This is a genomic window from Curvibacter sp. APW13, assembly GCF_032337135.1.
Lineage (GTDB): Bacteria > Pseudomonadota > Gammaproteobacteria > Burkholderiales > Burkholderiaceae_C > Allorhodoferax.
Genome location: NZ_JAVXZZ010000003.1, coordinates 117879 through 135185 on the forward strand (window position 1 = coordinate 117879; position 17307 = coordinate 135185).

Sequence of the window (17307 nt, forward strand, 5' to 3'; positions counted from 1 at the left end):
CCCCCATGGAGGGGCTCCTGGACTTTGTGCTGCGCGACATCCTGACCCGGGTGGGCGGGGTGGAGCGCTGCGTGTCCGAGTTCATCCGCATCACCGACACGCTCTTGCCCGAGCGGGCGCTCTTACGCACCGTGCCCGAGCTGGCGCATGGCGCCCGCACGCTGGCCGGGGTGCCGGTGTGGGCGCAGCTGCTGGGCAGCGACCCGCAGTGCCTGGCCGAGAACGCCGCCCGACTGGCGGAAATGGGCTCGCCGGGCATTGACCTGAACTTCGGCTGCCCGGCCAAGGTGGTGAACCGCCATGGCGGCGGCGCTGCGCTGTTGCAGGACCCCGAGCTGCTGCACCGCATCGTGGCTGCGGTACGCGCGGCGGTGCCTGCGCACGTGCCCGTCACGGCCAAGATGCGCCTGGGCTTTCTGGATGACGACTGGGCCGTGACCTGTGCGCAGGCCCTGGAAGCTGGGGGCGCTTCCGAACTGGTGGTACACGCCCGCACCAAGGTGCAGGGCTACAAGCCGCCGGCCTACTGGCCGCGCGTGGACGACATCCGTGCGGCGGTAAAGGTGCCGGTCACGGTGAATGGCGAGATCTGGAGCGTGGAAGACGCCCGCGCCGCGCTGGCGCAGAGCGGTACCACCACGCTCATGCTGGGCCGGGGCATGGTGGCGCGCCCGGCGCTGGCGCGCTGCATCCTGGCCGAGCTGGGCAGTGCGCCGGGCAACCTGGGGCAGCCGGGGCCGGACTGGAGCTGGGAAGCACTGGGCCCGCTGATGCACGCCTTCTGGGGCGTGGCCAGCACGCGGCTGGAGCAGAAGCAGCAGGCCGGGCGCCTGAAGCAGTGGCTCAACTACCTGCGCCGCCACTACCCGCAGGCGCAGGACGCCTTCGACGATGTGCGCACGCTGGTGCGGCCGTCCGATGTGGCGGACTGGATGGAAAGGCGCATTCCCCAGGCCTGTTAGGTCGCCTCGGCCGAATTTTGGTGCCAAATTGGCCTCCAGCCCGCATGGAATGTGCGTAAGCCGCTATCGATTGTGTAGCGACTGCCGGGCTGCGATTCAGGGGCGAGCTTGCGCCCGCACCAGGGTGGACGCCACGAACAGCACGGCCACGCCCCACAGCAGCCACACCATGGCGCCACTGCCCCACCACTGCATGGCCACGCCGGTGCCCAGCGGCACGCTGCTGGCACCCACGTTCCACATCAGCGATATGAGGCTGGCGGCGCGCACCAAGGCTGCGCCGTGGAAGAGTTGGCCACTGGCCACCATGGACAGGGTGTAGATGGCCCCCGCCGCGCCGCCCAGCACAAACAGGAACACTTCCCACCCCCAAGGTACAGCAACCATCCACGGCAGCAGGGGCAGCATGGCGCAGACCAGCAGGCCGCAGGCCCGGTGCACGCGCTCGCGGCCATAGCGGTCGGCCAGATGCCCGGCCAGGTACTGCAGGCAGGCATCGCCCGCCAGCACGATGGAAGCGGCCGCCAGCGCGCGCGATTGGCCCATGCCGTGGTCCATGGCAAACAGGGGCAGGAAGCTCAGGGCAATGTGGTCGAAGGCAGCAAAGAAGGCGGTGCCCACCAGGATGGCGGGCGCAGTGCGCGCAATGGCGAGCCACCCTGCGCCTGCCTGCTTGCCATCCGAAGGGGCAAGGTGGGTAGCAGGATGCGCGGCGCTGTGCCCCAGCAGCAGCCCCGGCGCGCCCAGCGCAAAGACCAGCCCGCACACCAGGAAGGCATAGCCCTGCAGGCCGATCAGGCGGTCGGCCAGCAAGGGGCCCACCACCTGGCACAGGGTAAAGGTGGTGGTGTAGATGGCCACGAGGCGGCCGCGCAGCGCATCGGGTGCAATCTCGTTGATCCACGACTCGCCCAGCACGAAGAACGGTGCCATGGACAGGCCGAACGCAAACCGCGACACGGCCCAGAGCGGCAGGGCATCCACATGGTCCAGCGGTGCAATGCTCAGGATCGCCAGCACCAGGCAGGCCAGCATGGTGCTGCGCCGCCCCAGGCGCGCGGCAAGCGTGGGCGTCAGCAGCGTGCCGACCACGCCCCCGCAGGCGGTGACCAGCGAGATCCACCCGATGGCGTCGGTGCCATGGCCGCGCTGCGTGAGCAGGATGGAGGTCAGCGGCAGGGTGGCGCCCCAGCCGATGCCGAGAATGGCCACGCTCAGGGTGACGGTGAAGAAGTCACTGCGGATGTGCGGTGGCAGGTTCATGGGGACAGCGTTGCGTAGGTCAGGGAAATGGGCTACCAGTCTCGCCGAAGCATGCCTAGCTGCATGGTGCCAATTTTTCCCCGGTGGGCAAACTATCGCTATGAAATGGATAGCTGGTTACGCAGTTGATGTGCGGGCTAGGGCTGGTTTTTATGCTGCCGATGGAAGGCGCGCACACCCACCATCACCCCCGCCACCAGCAGCGCAATGCCCAGCAGGGCCGAGGCGTCGGGCCCCTCGCCGCGGTGCAGGTAGCCGTAGCACAGGGCCGCCACGGTCTCGAACACGATGAGCTGGCCCGACAGCGCCGTGGGCAGCAGGGTGCTGGCGCGGCTCCAGGCCCAGGTGCCCACCCACGAGGCCAGCAGGCCGATGGCCAGCATCAGCCCCAGGTAGTAGCCGGGACGCGGGCCCAGCCCGTAGACCCAGTCGCCGCCGCTGGCGCCTTGCCACAGGCCCATGCCCACCCAGCCCAGCACCGCCAGCGGCAGCGTGGCCACGCCCTGGGCCGTGGTCCAGGTGCTGGGCGCGTGCTGCGGGTGGGCCTGCAGCCAGGCCGCGTTGTGGATGGGGTACCAGGTCCAGGCGGCTACGGCCACCAGCGCCAGGGCACCACCCAGCAGGTAGCCCGCGCCGGCACCGGCACTCAGCAGCTTCCACTCGGCCAGGTTGACCAGCGCGATGCCGCAGGCCATGAGCGCGAGCGAGGGCAGCAACTGCCGCCAGGGCAGGGAGCGCTGGTGCCAGTTGGCCGTGACGGCAATCACCACCGGCAGGGTGCCGATGAGCACGCTGGCCAGCGGCACGCCGCTGGTCTGGATGGCGCTGGCGAGAAACAGGTAGTAGATGAAGTTGCCCACCAGCGTGAGCTGCAGGGCGCGCAGCCAGTCGGCGCGGGTCAGCTGGCGCAGGCGCGCACGGTCGCTCCAGGCCAGCACCAGCGCCACCAGGGCAAAGGCCAGGTAGCGGCCGAACACCAGCGACGCCGGGCTGTATTCGGGCAGCAGCACCGGGGCCACGAAGACCATGCCCCAGATCATTCCCGCCAGCAGGGCATACGCCACCCCGCGCCACAGATTTCCACCCACCATCGCTAGCTACCCACTGTCATGCAAAAGGTGCAGTGTGGCAGCTATCCGTGCGCCGGTCTTGTACAGGATTGCGCTGTGGGACTATCCCGGTTCAAGCACGCAGTTGGCGTTGGTACAGCCCCGGGGTGATGCCGAACTGCTTGCGCAGCAAGCGGTTCAGGTGGGGCTGGTCCACCAGGCCCACGGCAGCCGCCACCTCGGCCGGTGGTAGCCCCTGGGCCAGCAGCGCCTTGGCGCGCGCCCCGCGGCGCGCCTGCACGAACACCTGCGGCGTGTGGCGTGTGGCGGCTTTGAAGCGGCGCAGGAAATGGAACGGCGACTGCCCGGCGACGGTGGCAAGGTCGTCGAGGCGGATGGTCCCGTCCAGGTGGGCCTCGATGTAGTCCCGCACCCGGGCCAACACCTCCGGCGCCAGCGCGCCCGCGGGTCGGGCCGGGGCACTGCTGCTGTGGCGTTCCAGCACGGCATCCACCAGCGTGGCCAGCAGGCTGTCGAAGGCCAGCGGGTCGTCGGCCTGGTGCCACAGGGCGTCGAGCAGGGCGGTGATCTGGCGGCCCTGCGCCGGGTCGTCCACGGTGGGCTGGGCAAACCGGGCCAAAGGGCGGCCGCCCACTTCGGCCAGCACATCGCCTTGCAGGTAGATCATGCGGTAGCGCCAGCCCTCATGGGTGTCGGCGCGGCCGGTGTGCAACTCGTCCTCGTCCATGAGCACCACCGAGCCGGGGCCAGCCAGGTGCTCGCTGCCCTGGTAGCGGAAGCGTTCGATGCCCCATTCCACCGCGCCGATGCCAAACGCGTCGTGGGCGTGCGGTGCAAAGGCGTGGTGCACGATTTCGGCCCGGTACAGCTCGACACCGCTGCGGTGCGGCACGCGCCGGTACAGCGCGCTGTCGCGCGGCGACTCGAACACCTCGGGCACCCCCTGGGGGCGTTCGGTGGACAGGTCAGTCAAGTTCATTCCCACAGCGCAGCGATGCCCCCTTCCTTGGGCACGAAGCTGCGGTTGCGCACATAGAGCCGGGTGGGGCCCGGCAGGGCCCGAGCGCTGACCGAATGGCGCGGGTCGCCGGGGTAGCACAGGAACACCTCGCCCTCGTCACTGTAGTTCTCGGGGCAGATGCAGGGGGGCGTGCGGGTCTGCGCGTCGGCCAAGGCCTGCGCCACGGTGGTGAAGCGGGCCAGATGGGCCAGGCTCATGATCTGCGGTGGCGCCATGGAGATCTCGCCGCGCTCCATGCGCAGCAAGGCTTCCTTGGGTGTCAGCCACACGCTGGCCGTGGTTTCGAAGTTGTCGTGGCTGGCGTCCTGGTCCTGTGGGGCCACCGCGAGGAAGAAGCGGGTATCGAAGCGCTTCTTGCTCATGGCCGCCATGCGCGGTGTGATCCAGCGCGACCAGGGGTGCACCGCACTGGCGCACAGCTGCCCGGTGGCCGTAGCCAACCAGGCTTCCCAGTCTGTGGCGCTGTTCGAGGGGGGGCGGCTGGTTCCGCGGGACAGCAGCACGCCGGCTTCCTCGAACAGTTCGCGCAGCGCGGCGGTAAAGAGTCCGGCAGCGACATCGGTGCCCAGGCCCGGTTCACCCAGGCGTTCGGCCAGCAGGGTGGGGGATTGGTCCAGGGCCGCCAGCGCGGGCGCACCGCTGTCGGCCTCATCGAGCTTGCCGCCGGGGAACACATAGGCTTCGCCAAAGGCGTCGGACAGGCCGCTGCGCTTCATCAGGAACACTTCCAGGCCCGTGGGACCGTCGCGCAACAGCACGACGGTGGCCGAGTCGCGCGGGACACTTTCCTGGGGGCTGGTTTCCTGGAGCACGGTTTGCTTCCGTTAGAGTTGGAGGTCTCAAAAGACTAACAGAACTTGCTTTCAGGAGACTTTGCAATGAACCTCGATTTCACAGGGCGTGTCGCCATCGTTACCGGCGCGGGCGGCGGCCTGGGCAAGCAGCACGCGCTGGCCCTGGCCCGCCGTGGCGCCAAGGTGCTGGTCAATGACCTCGGAGGTGCGGTGGATGGCTCGGGTGGCTCGGTCAGTGCCGCGCAGGCCGTGGTGGACGAGATTCGCGCCGCCGGTGGTGAAGCCCTGGCCAACGGGGCTTCGGTGACCGACTTTGCGGCCGTGCAGGCCATGGTGCAGCAGGCCGTGGACGCCTGGGGCCGGGTGGACATCCTGGTGAACAACGCCGGCATCCTGCGCGACAAGACCTTTGCCAAGATGGACATGGCCGACTTCCGCATGGTGGTGGAAGTGCACCTGATGGGCGCCGCGAATTGCACCAAGGCCGTGTGGCCCCTCATGCAGGCGCAGCAGTACGGCCGTGTGCTCATGACCACGTCCAGCAGCGGCCTGTACGGAAACTTTGGCCAGAGCAACTACAGCGCCGCCAAGCTGGCGCAGGTGGGCCTGATGCAGACCCTGGCACTGGAAGGCGCCAAGTTCAACATCCGCGTCAACGCGCTGGCACCCACCGCCGCCACGCGCATGACCGAGAACATCATGACGGAAGCGGTGCTCGACGCCCTCAAGCCCGAAGCCGTGGTGCCGGCCATGCTGGTGCTGGTGGGCGAGGAAGCACCTACACGCACCATCCTGTGTGCCGGTGCCGGCAGCGTCGAGGCGGCCCACATCACGCTCACGCAAGGTGCCTGGATCGGGGTGGATAGCGATTCGCCCGAACGCCTGGCCGCGCAGCTGGCGCAGGTGCTGGACCGCCAGGGCGACATGGTGCCGCAGGGCGGCATGGAGCAAAGCCAGTTCGAGATCGAACGGGCCCAGCGCATGCTGGGCTGAGGCGGGTCCGCCGCTGCGCCGCCGCCTGCGCCGACCTTGACTGCGTCAAGGTTGCGCAAGCCTGGCGTTCTACACTAAGCTTGGTCAGAGCGACCATGCAGGGTTGAATCAGAAAAACGGCGGCATGTGACCGCTGAAAACGTCGTTGGAGTTCCGATTTGCGCATCGAGGCAAACGAACAGAGTATTCCCAAGGTCAACCTCCTGGGCATGTTGGGCATCGCCTTCGTGCTGACCGTGTCCTTGGGCTTGTTCTTCACCTGGGACAGTGCCCAGGAGCACGAGCGCTCCTTGCAGCGCATCCAGCGGTCCGTCTCGGCGCAGACCGAGGGGCGTCTGGCGGCCGAACTCGACTCCGCGGCCAGCTACCTGGAGTTCACCCGTACCCTGACCGAAGACCGGCTGCGCCGAAGCCTGCGCGAGCAGGTCGACTTGGCGATGCAGATTGCCGAAGGGATCCATCGGCGCGATTCCGGTCGGCTCCCCGCGGCGCAGGTGAAACGCCAGATCGTCGAGGCCCTGCGGCCTGCGCGCTTCTACGAAGGCCGGGGCTATTACTTCATCGACAGCATGCAGGGGCAGTTTGTCCTGCTGCCGACAGCGCCGAAGCTCGAAGGAACGACCAACCTCGACAATCGGGATGACAAGGGCCACTACATCATGCGCGGGCTCATCGATGCGGCGCGCCAGCCCGAGGGGCAGGGGTTTTCCCGTTACCGCTGGTACGCGCCCGATACCCCGAAGGAGATGGCCGACAAGCTAGCCTATGTGCGCTACTTTGCACCGTACGACTGGCTGATCGGTACCGGGGACTACACCTACAAGTGGGAGCAGCTGCAAAAGCAGGAGGTGATCGCCCGGCTGCGCGGCATGCGCTTCGGCAAGACGGGCTATGTGGGCTTGATCGATCCCGATGGGCACTCGCTGCTGTCCAACTCCGATCCCGCTCTGGAGGGGCAGCACTACAGTGCGATGCCGCCTGGGGCCGGTGCCGCGGTGGAGGCCCTGTACCGCAAGGCCATGCAGGGCGGTGGCGCGGTCCACTACACCTGGCCCGATACACGCAGCGGTACGGCAGTGCAGAAGACCGCGGTGGTGCGGCGCGTCGAGCCTTGGGGCTGGACCCTGGTGGCCACCATGGAGGACGACGAGTTTGCGCAGGCGCTGCAGCGGGAGCTGGAGATGAATTCCGAGCATGCCGTGCAGCGCTGGCAGCAGCTGGCAGTCGCATTGGTGGTGGCCTTGCTACTGGGCTCGTTGGTCTCGCTGGCGTTTGCGCGCTGGTCGCGCGTCCTGTTTCGCCGCTACAAGGAAGACATCGAGCGCGGGCACAGTGCCCTGGCACAGAGCGAAGCGCTGTTCCGTGCGGTGTTCGACAACGCCGCGGTGGGTATTGCGCTGGTCTCGGTCGATGGCTCCTACCAGCAGGTCAACCAGGCCTATTGCGAATTCACGGGCTACAGCGCTGATGAACTGCTGCAACCGGGGTTCACGTTCCAGCGCATCACCCATCCCGATGATCGGCAGGACAATGTGCAGGGCGTCCGGGGGCTGGTGGAAGGGGATATCGAGCAGTACACCGCAGAGAAGCGTTACCTGCACAAGAGCGGTTCGCAGGTGTGGGGCAAGCTGGCTACCGTCATCGTGCGCAACCCCGATGGAACGCCGCGCTTCTTCGTGGCGGTGGTGCATGACATCACGGCCCGCAAGGCCTCTGAAACCGGCTTGCAACTGGCGGCCAGTGTGTTCCGCCATGCGCGCGAGGCCATCATGGTGACCGACCCCGACGGCACCATCATCGAGGTCAACGATGCCTTCACGCAGATCACCGGCTTTTCGCGCAGCGATGCCGTGGGGCAGTCGCCGGGCATTCTCAGTGCCCACCAGCCGAACGCGGCCGCCATCCATGCGGACATGTGGCAGCGCCTGAAGGACTGTGGCTACTGGTTCGGTGAGATCTGGAACCGGCGCAAGAATGGGGAGCTGTTTGCAGAGTTGCAGACCATCACCGCGGTCTATGACAAGGACGGCAAGGTGCTGCACTACGTCTCGCTGTTTTCCGACATCACGCAGATGCTGGAGCAGCGCCAGGTGCTCGAGCGCATTGCCCACTATGACGCCCTGACCGGCCTGCCCAACCGGGTGTTGCTGGCGGACCGGCTGCACCAGGCCATGGCGCATTGCAAGCGGTCAGATACCTTGCTCGCGGTGGCCTTCCTCGATCTGGATGGATTCAAGGCGGTCAACGACCGCTGGGGACACGACGCCGGCGACAAGCTCCTGATCACCCTGTCCCAGCGCCTGCATTCAATCCTGCGCGATGGCGACACCCTGGCCCGCATGGGGGGTGACGAATTCGTAGTCATCCTGGGTGACCTGCACAGCCCCCAGGACTGCGAGCCGGTGCTCGAGCGCATGCTGGAAGCAGCGGCGCTGGCCGTGCCGCTGGATCAGGGTTCAGCCCAGGTTTCCGCCAGCATCGGCATAGCGACGTATCCGCAGGATGGCACGGAGCCGGACCTGCTGCTGCGTCACGCGGACCAAGCCATGTACCAGGCCAAGCAGGCGGGCAAAAGTCGCTACTGCTTCTTTGACATGGCTCGCGAGAGTGCCATGGTATCCCTGCGCGACCAGGTTGCAGCCCTGCGCGAAGCACTGGCGAACAACGAGCTGGTCTTGCACTACCAGCCGAAGATCCGACTGGAAGGCGGGTCAGTGGTCGGGGTCGAGGCGCTCATTCGATGGAACCATCCGCAGCGCGGCTTGTTGCTGCCCGGTGCATTCCTGCCTGCGATCGAGAGCCATGCCGTGTCCATCGAACTGGGGGAGTGGGTCGTGGGTACCGCGTTGGCGCAGTTGGCGCGTTGGCGGGAGGAGGGCATGGACATTGGCATCAGTGTCAACATCGGTGCCCATCAGTTGCAGCATGGCGCTTTCCCGGAGTTCCTCGCCGACGTGCTGTCGCAGTACCCGCAGGTTCCAGCGCATTGCCTGGAAGTGGAGGTACTGGAAACCAGCGCCGTCAAGGGGGTGGATGCCGTCGTGCAAACATTGCAGGCCTGCGCCGGCTTGGGCGTAGCGTTTGCGCTGGATGATTTTGGAACCGGATATTCGTCCTTGTCGCATTTGCGGCACCTTCCGGCGCAGACGCTCAAGATCGACCAGAGCTTTGTGCGGGACATGGAGGTCGATGCCGACGACCGTGCCATGGTCGAAGGGGTCATCGGTTTGGCCCGGGTCTTCGACCTCTCGGTAGTGGGCGAAGGGGTGGAGACGCGGGCTGCTGCCGAGTTGCTGCGCAGTCTTGGGTGCGACTACGCCCAGGGCTACGGCATTGCACGCCCCATGCCGGGCGACGTGTTTCCTGCGTGGTTGCAGCAGTGGCTGGATGACCCGCAGTGGAGCGCGTGACCCCGGACCACTGCGACCTCGCTTGATGGGGCCGCTCTAGTGGGGCGTCGGTGGGTCTTGTCGTGCGGCCAGCGCGTCATCCCACAGGTGCTTGGAGATGTGCTGGCTGAGCTTCTCTACCGTGGCCTCGATGAAGTCGGCGTGTAGTTCATGGCCAATGAACGGCACCACTTCGGCGGTCAGGTCCAGGCCCAGGTCGCGCACGCGGTAGGCCCCGGCAATGGTGTGGTGGTACGACACGGTGCTGTCGTTCTTGCCATGCAGGAAGTGGATGGTGCCGCGGTAGCGGTCGTCCTCGGGCAGGTTGGCAAAGCGCCCGGCAATGGCCACCACGCGGCTGGCCGGGGCGGGAGCGCACTGGGTGCTTTCCAGCACCAGTGTGGCACCCTGGCCGAAGCCCACCAGGGCGGTGGCATCGGAAGCGACGCCGGTCTGGGTCTGCCACCAGGCGATGGCACGCTGAAAGCGCGGCAAGGCCTGCTGCACTTCGGTCTGCCATGCGGCTTCGTCACCGGCAGGTACGGGCCCCAGCCACTGGCGAGCATCGCTTCCTGTCGCGGCGTGGGGCGCCTGGATGCAGGCCACCAAGGCCTGCGGGAATACGGCAGCCAGGGCCTGCGCACAGGGCACCATGGCCTGGGCATCGGTGAATTCACCGTGAAACAGCAGTACCAGTTGGGCGGCTTGCTCGGGTCGCTGCACCACCAAGGCAGCGAGATCCATTGAATTTTCGGTCATGGCCACAATGTATACCGTCTTGTCCTTAATCAAGCGAATGGCAAGGCTTCGCGCTCTGTGCTACCGTTCGCCCCCCGTTACGAGTCTGAAAGGGTCTCATCATGGTTGGTTTGCAGGAGGCCCTGGGTGGCATCGATCCGCAGCGCCTGCAGGGCATGCGCCGGGGACTGGAAAAGGAAAGCCTGCGCGCTTTGCCGGGGGGCCGTGTGGCACTCACTCCGCACCCGAAGGCACTGGGCTCGGCGCTGACCCATCCGCACATCACCACCGATTTCAGCGAATCGCAGCTGGAGCTCATCACCGGCGTGCACGCGGATGCGCAATCCTGTGTCGATGAACTCGACGCCGTCTCGCGCTTCGTGGCGCAGAACCTGGACGAGGAAATGATGTGGGTGTCGAGCATGCCCTGCGGCTTGCCTGCCGACGACGACATTCCCTTGGGGCAGTACGGTACATCGAATGTCGGGCGTTCCAAGACGGTGTACCGCCGCGGCCTGGGTTACCGCTACGGCCGGCGCATGCAAACCATTTCGGGCATCCACTACAACTGGTCGCTACCGGGCGTGAGCAGCGCCGAGTACTTCGCCCTCATCCGCAACTTCCGCCGCCACGCCTTCCTGCTGATGTACCTGTTCGGTGCCAGCCCAGCCGTGTGTTCCACCTTCGTGGCCGGGCGCAACCACGCCCTGCAACCGCTGAGCGAACACACGTTGTACCTGCCCTACGCCACCTCGCTGCGCATGGGACGGCTGGGTTACCAGAGCGAAGCCCAGGCCTCGCTGGCCGTGAGCTACAACAATCTGGAAGGCTATGGCCGCACGTTAGAGGCGGCGCTGACCCAGCCCTATGCCGCCTACGAGGCCATCGGCATGCGTTCCCCCGACGGCACCTACCGCCAGCTCAACACGCATCTGCTGCAGATCGAGAACGAGTTCTACGGCACCATCCGACCCAAGCGCGTCATCCGCAGTGGCGAGCGCCCCTTGCATGCGCTGCGCGAGCGCGGTGTCGAATACGTGGAGGTGCGGCTCATGGACCTGGACCCATTCGAGACCGTGGGCATCAACACCCGCACCATGCAGTTCCTCGACGTGTTCCTGCTGCACTGCCTGCGCTCGCCCAGCGCCGACGATACGCCGGCAGAGATCATGGCCCTGGGGCGCAACCAGCACCTGGTGGCCGAGCGCGGACGCGAGCCGGGTCTGCAATTGGAGCGTGGTGACGGCAAGGTTACCCTGACCGACTGGGGGCGCGAACTGGTGGCGCAGATGGTGCCGATTGCCCAGGCCATGGATGCTGCATTGGGCACCGATGCCTATGGCCAGGCCGTATCCCATGCACAGCGGCTGCTGGACCACCCGGAAGAGACGCCTTCAGCACGGGTACTGCAGGCCATCACGGAGCAGCATGCGGGCTCCTTCGTGGGCTTTGTGCGGGCCCAAAGCCGGGCTATCCATGCCGAACTGCTGTCCCGCCCGCTCGACGCCGCCCAACAGGAAGCCTTTGTTCGCGAGAGTGCCGAATCCGTGGCCGAGCAGGCCCGCATCGAAGCCGCAGACACCATGGATTTCGATCGCTACCTGGCGCAGTACCTTTCGCACGACAAACTCGTGGTCTGATTCGCGTGCCCCCGCGTTTCGATGCACCATGAAAAAAGCCGCCCGAGGGCGGCTTCGTCATTCACGTGAGGGTGAATTAAGCGGCAACGGCTTCAGCAGCCTTGGCAGCCTTCTTGGCAACCGGAGCGGCCTTCTTGGCCACGGGAGCAACCTTCTTGGCGACAGTGCGCTTGACGGAAGCAACCTTCACCTTGGCCTTGCCACCGGCGATCTTGCTGGCGAACTCGCTGGTGCGCACTTCGATCTGGGTAGCAACCTTGGTAGCGGCTTGGGCGGCGGGCACCACGGCCACGGCCACGGGGCCCAGGTCCAGGCCGGTAGCCTTTTCGAAGCGGCTGGCGTTGGCGGCGACTTGCTCGATGCCCTTGCCGGCCAGTTCGACGGTCTTGTTCACGGCGACTTCAGCGCTGTCGGAAGTCAGCACCACGCCTTGGGCGTAGAAGGAAGTGACCTTCTTCTGGGCAGCCAGGGCGTTGTTGCGCACGTCGGCGTTCAGGCGCTTGCCGGCCTTCTTGACAGCAGCGGCCCAGCTCTGGTCCACGTAGCTGATGGCGCGCTCGTTGCCCACGCGGTAGGCGGTGATCACGTTCTTGGCGGTGTTGCCGTAGGTCTGGACCAGTTCGTTGGTAACAGCGGCGAGGTTCTTGTTGGACATGGTCGTCACTCCTGAGTGCGGTTGATGATGGAACGGATTGTCCGAATGCGGCCTAGTGAAGGCACCTTAAATCCTGCGGCTTTCCTAGAGGGGGCTGTCTAAGCGTGGAGGTGTGTGGAAACTGCCCCACAATCTCGCCTGGACACAAGCAGCAGAGCATCGAAAGCAAGGCAGACATGGCAATTCAGTGGTTTCCGGGGCACATGCACCTCACGCGCAAGGCAATTGCCGAGCGCATCAAGGACATCGATGTAGTCATCGAACTGCTGGACGCCCGCCTGCCGGGGTCCAGTGCCAACCCCATGCTGGCCGAGCTGACCAAGGGCAAGCCGGCGCTGAAGGTGCTCAACAAGCAGGACCTGGCAGACCCCGAACGAACAGCGCTTTGGCTAGCGCACTACAACGCCCAGGAGGGCGTGCGGGCCATTCCGCTCGATGCCAGCAACACCGCACCGGCCAAGGCGCTGATCGCTGCTTGCCATGAACTGGCGCCGAACCGGCGCGGGCTGGCCAAGCCCATGCGGGTGCTGATCTGCGGCATTCCCAACGTGGGCAAGTCCACGCTCATCAATACTTTGAAGGGCAAACGTGCTGCCAAGACCGGCGACGAAGCCGGTGTCACCAAGATGGAACAGCGCATCACCATCGCGGACGACTTCTACCTGTACGACACACCGGGCGTGCTGTGGCCAAAGATCATCGTGGCCAAGACCGGCTACAACCTGGCCGCCAGCGGTGCCGTGGGGCGCAATGCCTTCGATGAGGAAGAGGTGGCGCTGGAAATGCTGGACTACCTGCGCCAGAGCTACGCGCCCCTGCTGGAAGCACGCTACAAGCTGCAGGGCGTCGCCAGCATGACGGACGAGCAGTTGCTGGACGCGCTGGGGCGCAAGCGCGGTGCGCTGCAAAGCGGTGGCAAGGTCAACCTGCAGAAGGCCGCCGAGATCGCGATCATGGACTTCCGCGCCAACAGCCTCGGGCGCATCACGCTGGAAACACCGAGTGAGTTTGCACAGTGGCTCGCCGAAGGACAGCAACTCGACGCCGAGCGCCAGCTGCGCAAGGAAGCCTTGGCAGAAGCGAAGCTGATCCGCGTGAAGAAAAAGCCGGCACCGAAAGTCTGAGCGCGAAAGCGCCAGCGCCCTTACCAGGGCATGCGTCGCGGGCCGAAGCCTGCGGGTGGCATGCCTGGACGCGGTGTCGGCGTGCCATTGGCTGGCCCTCCCGCGCCACTGTTGCTGGGTGTGCCCCGAAAGCATCCGACCGTGTACGGGTACTCCCGCGTCAGCACGTAGTGGTACATCACGACCTCGGTACCGTCCCACAGCACCTTGCTGGTGCGGCCATGGCATTCGTCGAGGTCGGCATTGGTCAGTTCACGTCCGTTTTCGTCGAACATGCTGTAGATGCCGAATCCGTCCAGTGCATAGCCGAGCAGGCGACTCCTGTCCTGTGCTCCCGGTATGCATGGACTGGGCCCATGGTAGTGGTACTGGCCGCTGCGCTCGGGATGGCCGTTGCAGCGGTCCTGGACCTCGTGGGCGACAGCATCACGGCCCTCGCCATCCAGTGCGTTGAATACGGCAACGCCGTCCAGCATGACGCCAATGGCACCCATGGGCAGACACGAGGCCTGGGCTGCTAGGGCAGGCATTGCGGCAACGGTGTAGCTGCGCACCATGGGTGTGATGGTGTTGGGGTTGCGGTCCCACTGGTACGCCGGGTCACTGCGCGCTATAGGGAAGGTTCCTGTTCCATGGCTGGCGGGGACGCCATTGGTGCCGATGCTGCGCATCGCACCGGAAAGGGTAATGTCCAGCCAGCCGTGGGTCCAGGCGACGTCGCCAGCGACAAAGGCCTTGCGCGTGCTGTCCCAGGTGCTCCCGGCAATCCACGGCCCCTGGGCATGGGCACCGCCGCCGCCCATGGGGGTGCGACAGGCCCAGACATGGCCGGCCTGGGGCGCGTGGCTGATTTTGCCGTCGCCCAGGGGGAGTGCCCGCGGGTCAAGCGCGCGGGCATCGCCCGCATCATGGGCGTGAGACACGGGGGCGACTAGCTGCAGCGCCAGCCATGGAAGCAGCACCGTGGCGAGGCGTCGAGATCGCGTGACGTCGTTGGGCATGGTCTTCTCCTTGGGGTGGCGCCATGGTGGCTGCCCTGGATGACCGTTGACCCTGGGTCTGCATGACAGTTTTGTAATGGCATGGGCGCCGTGGCGCGCGTATGCTGGAGCCTGAGCGAGGACCTATGAATATCCTGTTGGTGGAAGACGAGCCCAAGATCGCCGCCTTTGTCATGGCCGGCTTCAAGGAGCAGGGCATGCTGCTGGACCATTGCGACAACGGCAATGAGGGCTACGAGCGCGCCATGCATGGCGCCTACGATGCCGTGGTGCTGGACATCATGCTGCCCGGGCGCGACGGCTTGTCTATCCTCAAGGGAATGCGGCGTGGCGGCATCGCCACTCCGGTCATCCTTCTTACGGCGCGCAACGAACTCGAAGACCGCATCGACGGATTGCACAGCGGCGCCGACGACTACCTGGCCAAACCCTTCTATGTGGAGGAACTGGTGGCGCGCGTGCAGGCACTGGTGCGCAGGGTGAGTGGCGAGCGGCAGAACATCCTGGCGGTGGGTGACCTCCGGCTGGACCGAATCACCCGGGAGGTGACCTGGAAAGCGCAGAGCGTGGACCTGACGGGACGTGAATTCAACCTTATCGAGTACCTGATGCGCTCGCCAGGGCGTGTGTTCACCCGCACCCAGATTCTGGAGCATGTGTGGGGCTACGACTTCGATCCCAGCACCAATGTGGTCGATGTCTGCATCCAGCGCATCCGCAAGAAGCTCTCCGCCATTGGCGTGGCGGACGGCACGGAGTCGCCGATTGATAGCGTGCGCGGTGTGGGGTACCGCTTCAGGAAGACAGCCTGATGCGCTCGTTCCGCTTGCGCCTGGCGGTGGTGAGCGCTTTGCTCAGTGCCACCATCCTGGTCGCCTTCGGGGCTGGCAGCTGGTGGCTCATCCGTAATGCCAAGCTCGGGCAGTTGGACAGCGAGATGAAGGCGTTGGCCGGCAGGGAAGTCGGGCTGCTGGATCGCGCTGAGTCATCGGCGATCGGCCGGGAATCTGATCTCGCCTCTGCCCTTGGATTGCGGTCCGCGAGCGATGTGGCGGTGCTGGCGGAATCCCCGTTGGGAACGATGCGCTACCAGTCGGCCCAATGGCCTGCTGATGTGCTTGCGACGGTCACCAAACGCCTGTCGACTGCCTCGGCGTCGGATCCGGCGGTCGAGGGGTGGCGCTGGTTGCCCGGAGCGATCGCCTACGCAGCGCCTCCTGGGCGCGCGGACGGCGCGGGTCCTCCGGGTGGAGTGGGGGGGGCGGATGACGCTGGGGTCAGAGCTGGCCCAGGGGCGGTGCGCGAGGGCCCTTTTCCCCGACCACCCGTTCCGCCCGCAGGTGCGGTGCAGCCAGCCTTTCCACCCGCACAGCGGGAACCCTTGTCGGCATCGCCGAGGGACGGTCCGCGCGTGCCCGCGGCGACGACGCGGGACAGGGAGCTGCCCCCAGTGGTCGTTTCCGTGCCGGCGCAGCAGGAGAGCCAGGCCACGGAAAGCGAGTCTGAGCAGCGCGAGAAGTCCCCCCCGCCCTCGGTACGCATGCCGCCTGAGCCCCAGGCGACGCCAGTCGCGCGAGAGCGTTTGGCTTTCGATGTGCCCTTGCCAGGCCGACCTGCGCCGGCGTTGACCCTGATTGCGGTCTCCGCGGGGGGGCAGAACTGGCGTGTGGCGGTGGCTTCGCTGCCGCAGCAGCGTTTCGTGGTAGCGGCCAACCTGCGTGCCATCGACGAGGATTTGCGGGGCACGCGCAACGGATTCCTGCTGGTGCTGCCGTTGGCCCTGGGATTGGCCGGATTGGTGAGCTGGTGGGGTGCTGGGCGGGCCCTCGTTCCTTTGGATGCGATTACGCAGGCGGCCCGGCGGGTGACCGCGGAGGGTTTGGACAAGCGCATCGCAGTACAAGGGCAGGACCGGGAGTTCACCGAGCTGATCGAGGTCTTCAATCGCATGCTGGCCCGGCTGGAGCGCAGCTTCGGTCAGGCTAACCGCTTTACTGCCGACGCCGCGCATGAACTCAAGACGCCGCTGGCCATCATCCAGGGGCAATTGGAGCGCGCACTGGTGCAGGCCCAGGACAACCCTGCTCTGCAAGCGGCGCTGACCAGCACCCTGGACGAGGTGCAGCGCTTGGGGGCCATTTCCCGCAAGTTGCTGCTCCTGGCGCAGGCAGATGCCGGACGTTTGCGTGTCAGCCAGGAGCCCATCGACATGGGCCAGATGCTGGCGGATCTGATCGAGGACGCCCGCATGCTGGCTCCTGCGCTGGACATTCAGGGCCGCGTCCAAGCCGACTTGCGCATCAGCGGTGATGAGACCCTCTTGCGACAGGTGCTGCACAACCTGCTCAGCAATGCCATCAAGTACAACCTTCCGGAAGGCTGGATCCGGGTGCAGACCGCGCGCTGGGGTCAGCGTCTGGAGGTGAGCGTGGCCAATGCCTCCCGAGGCATTGCCTCCCACGAGCGAAAGCGTCTGTTCGAGCGCTTCTACCGCGCCGATGCTGCCCATGGTCGCACGATCGAGGGGGTGGGGCTGGGGCTCAGCGTGTCGCGCGAAATTGCCCGGGCCCATGGTGGTGACCTGGTGTTCAAGGGGGAGACCACCGATGGCGGCGTGGAGTTCGCACTGCTGCTGCCGTTGCGCTGACCCTTCGGCG

Annotated in this window: 14 protein-coding genes; 7 read left to right on the forward strand and 7 right to left on the reverse strand. The window is 66.3% G+C overall.

Translation table 11 applies throughout. From position 1 onward, the window contains the following. Positions 1-5 precede the first annotated feature (5 nt). Positions 6-962 carry a tRNA dihydrouridine synthase gene (locus RQP54_RS13775; RefSeq protein ID WP_315678953.1) on the forward strand — a complete coding sequence of 319 codons (957 nt, stop codon included), beginning with the start codon at positions 6-8 and terminating at the stop codon, positions 960-962. Positions 963-1058: 96 nt separating this feature from the next. Here the strand turns inward: RQP54_RS13775 and RQP54_RS13780 are convergent, their stop codons facing one another. The 4 genes from RQP54_RS13780 to RQP54_RS13795 form a co-directional block, all read right to left on the reverse strand. Then, entirely contained in the window at positions 1059-2225 is a 1167-nt protein-coding gene (locus tag RQP54_RS13780) for an MFS transporter (protein ID WP_315678954.1), read from the reverse strand. 137 nt (positions 2226-2362) lie between these two features. Next, positions 2363-3316 (reverse strand): DMT family transporter, encoded by a 954-nt coding sequence (locus RQP54_RS13785; protein ID WP_315678955.1) that lies wholly within the window; start codon positions 3314-3316, stop codon positions 2363-2365. A gap of 91 nt (positions 3317-3407) precedes the next feature. Further along, positions 3408-4274, reverse strand: a complete 867-nt coding sequence (locus tag RQP54_RS13790; RefSeq protein WP_315678956.1) for an AraC family transcriptional regulator — start codon at positions 4272-4274, stop codon at positions 3408-3410. Beyond that, positions 4271-5128: an NUDIX hydrolase gene (locus tag RQP54_RS13795; RefSeq protein ID WP_315678957.1), complete on the reverse strand. Its 858-nt coding sequence runs from the start codon at positions 5126-5128 to the stop codon at positions 4271-4273. The genes RQP54_RS13790 and RQP54_RS13795 overlap by 4 nt, the downstream gene beginning before the upstream one ends. A gap of 66 nt (positions 5129-5194) precedes the next feature. On the opposite strand from RQP54_RS13795, the gene RQP54_RS13800 reads away from it, so the two are divergent. Both RQP54_RS13800 and RQP54_RS13805 read left to right on the forward strand, forming a co-directional pair. Then, positions 5195-6103 carry an SDR family NAD(P)-dependent oxidoreductase gene (locus RQP54_RS13800; protein WP_315678958.1) on the forward strand — a complete coding sequence of 303 codons (909 nt, stop codon included), beginning with the start codon at positions 5195-5197 and terminating at the stop codon, positions 6101-6103. 158 nt (positions 6104-6261) lie between these two features. Next, the gene (locus tag RQP54_RS13805) at positions 6262-9513 is read left to right on the forward strand and encodes a cache domain-containing protein (protein ID WP_315678959.1); all 3252 of its coding nucleotides are present in this window, start codon (positions 6262-6264) and stop codon (positions 9511-9513) included. A gap of 36 nt (positions 9514-9549) precedes the next feature. On the opposite strand, the gene ypfH is transcribed toward RQP54_RS13805, so the two are convergent. Beyond that, positions 9550-10251: an esterase gene (gene ypfH / locus RQP54_RS13810; protein ID WP_315678960.1), complete on the reverse strand. Its 702-nt coding sequence runs from the start codon at positions 10249-10251 to the stop codon at positions 9550-9552. 101 nt (positions 10252-10352) lie between these two features. On the opposite strand from ypfH, the gene gshA reads away from it, so the two are divergent. Continuing rightward, positions 10353-11870 carry a glutamate--cysteine ligase gene (gshA, locus tag RQP54_RS13815; RefSeq protein WP_315678961.1) on the forward strand — a complete coding sequence of 506 codons (1518 nt, stop codon included), beginning with the start codon at positions 10353-10355 and terminating at the stop codon, positions 11868-11870. Positions 11871-11946: 76 nt separating this feature from the next. Here the strand turns inward: gshA and RQP54_RS13820 are convergent, their stop codons facing one another. Further along, on the reverse strand, positions 11947-12525 hold the full coding sequence (locus tag RQP54_RS13820; RefSeq protein WP_315678962.1) for a hypothetical protein: 579 nt from the start codon (positions 12523-12525) through the stop codon (positions 11947-11949). 176 nt (positions 12526-12701) lie between these two features. Here RQP54_RS13820 and ylqF point away from each other — a divergent pair, with 176 nt between their 5' ends. Then, a complete protein-coding gene (gene ylqF / locus RQP54_RS13825; protein WP_315678963.1) occupies positions 12702-13649 on the forward strand; it encodes a ribosome biogenesis GTPase YlqF in 948 nt (315 codons plus the stop codon). A gap of 20 nt (positions 13650-13669) precedes the next feature. On the opposite strand, the gene RQP54_RS13830 is transcribed toward ylqF, so the two are convergent. Next, the gene (locus RQP54_RS13830; RefSeq protein ID WP_315678964.1) at positions 13670-14650 is read right to left on the reverse strand and encodes a YHYH protein; all 981 of its coding nucleotides are present in this window, start codon (positions 14648-14650) and stop codon (positions 13670-13672) included. A 125-nt stretch (positions 14651-14775) separates the two neighbouring features. Here RQP54_RS13830 and RQP54_RS13835 point away from each other — a divergent pair, with 125 nt between their 5' ends. Together RQP54_RS13835 and RQP54_RS13840 are read left to right on the forward strand one after the other, a co-directional pair. Then, positions 14776-15462 carry a response regulator transcription factor gene (locus RQP54_RS13835; RefSeq protein WP_315678965.1) on the forward strand — a complete coding sequence of 229 codons (687 nt, stop codon included), beginning with the start codon at positions 14776-14778 and terminating at the stop codon, positions 15460-15462. Next, entirely contained in the window at positions 15462-17297 is a 1836-nt protein-coding gene (locus RQP54_RS13840; protein WP_315678966.1) for a sensor histidine kinase, read from the forward strand. The genes RQP54_RS13835 and RQP54_RS13840 overlap by 1 nt, the downstream gene beginning before the upstream one ends. Positions 17298-17307: the final 10 nt, after the last annotated feature.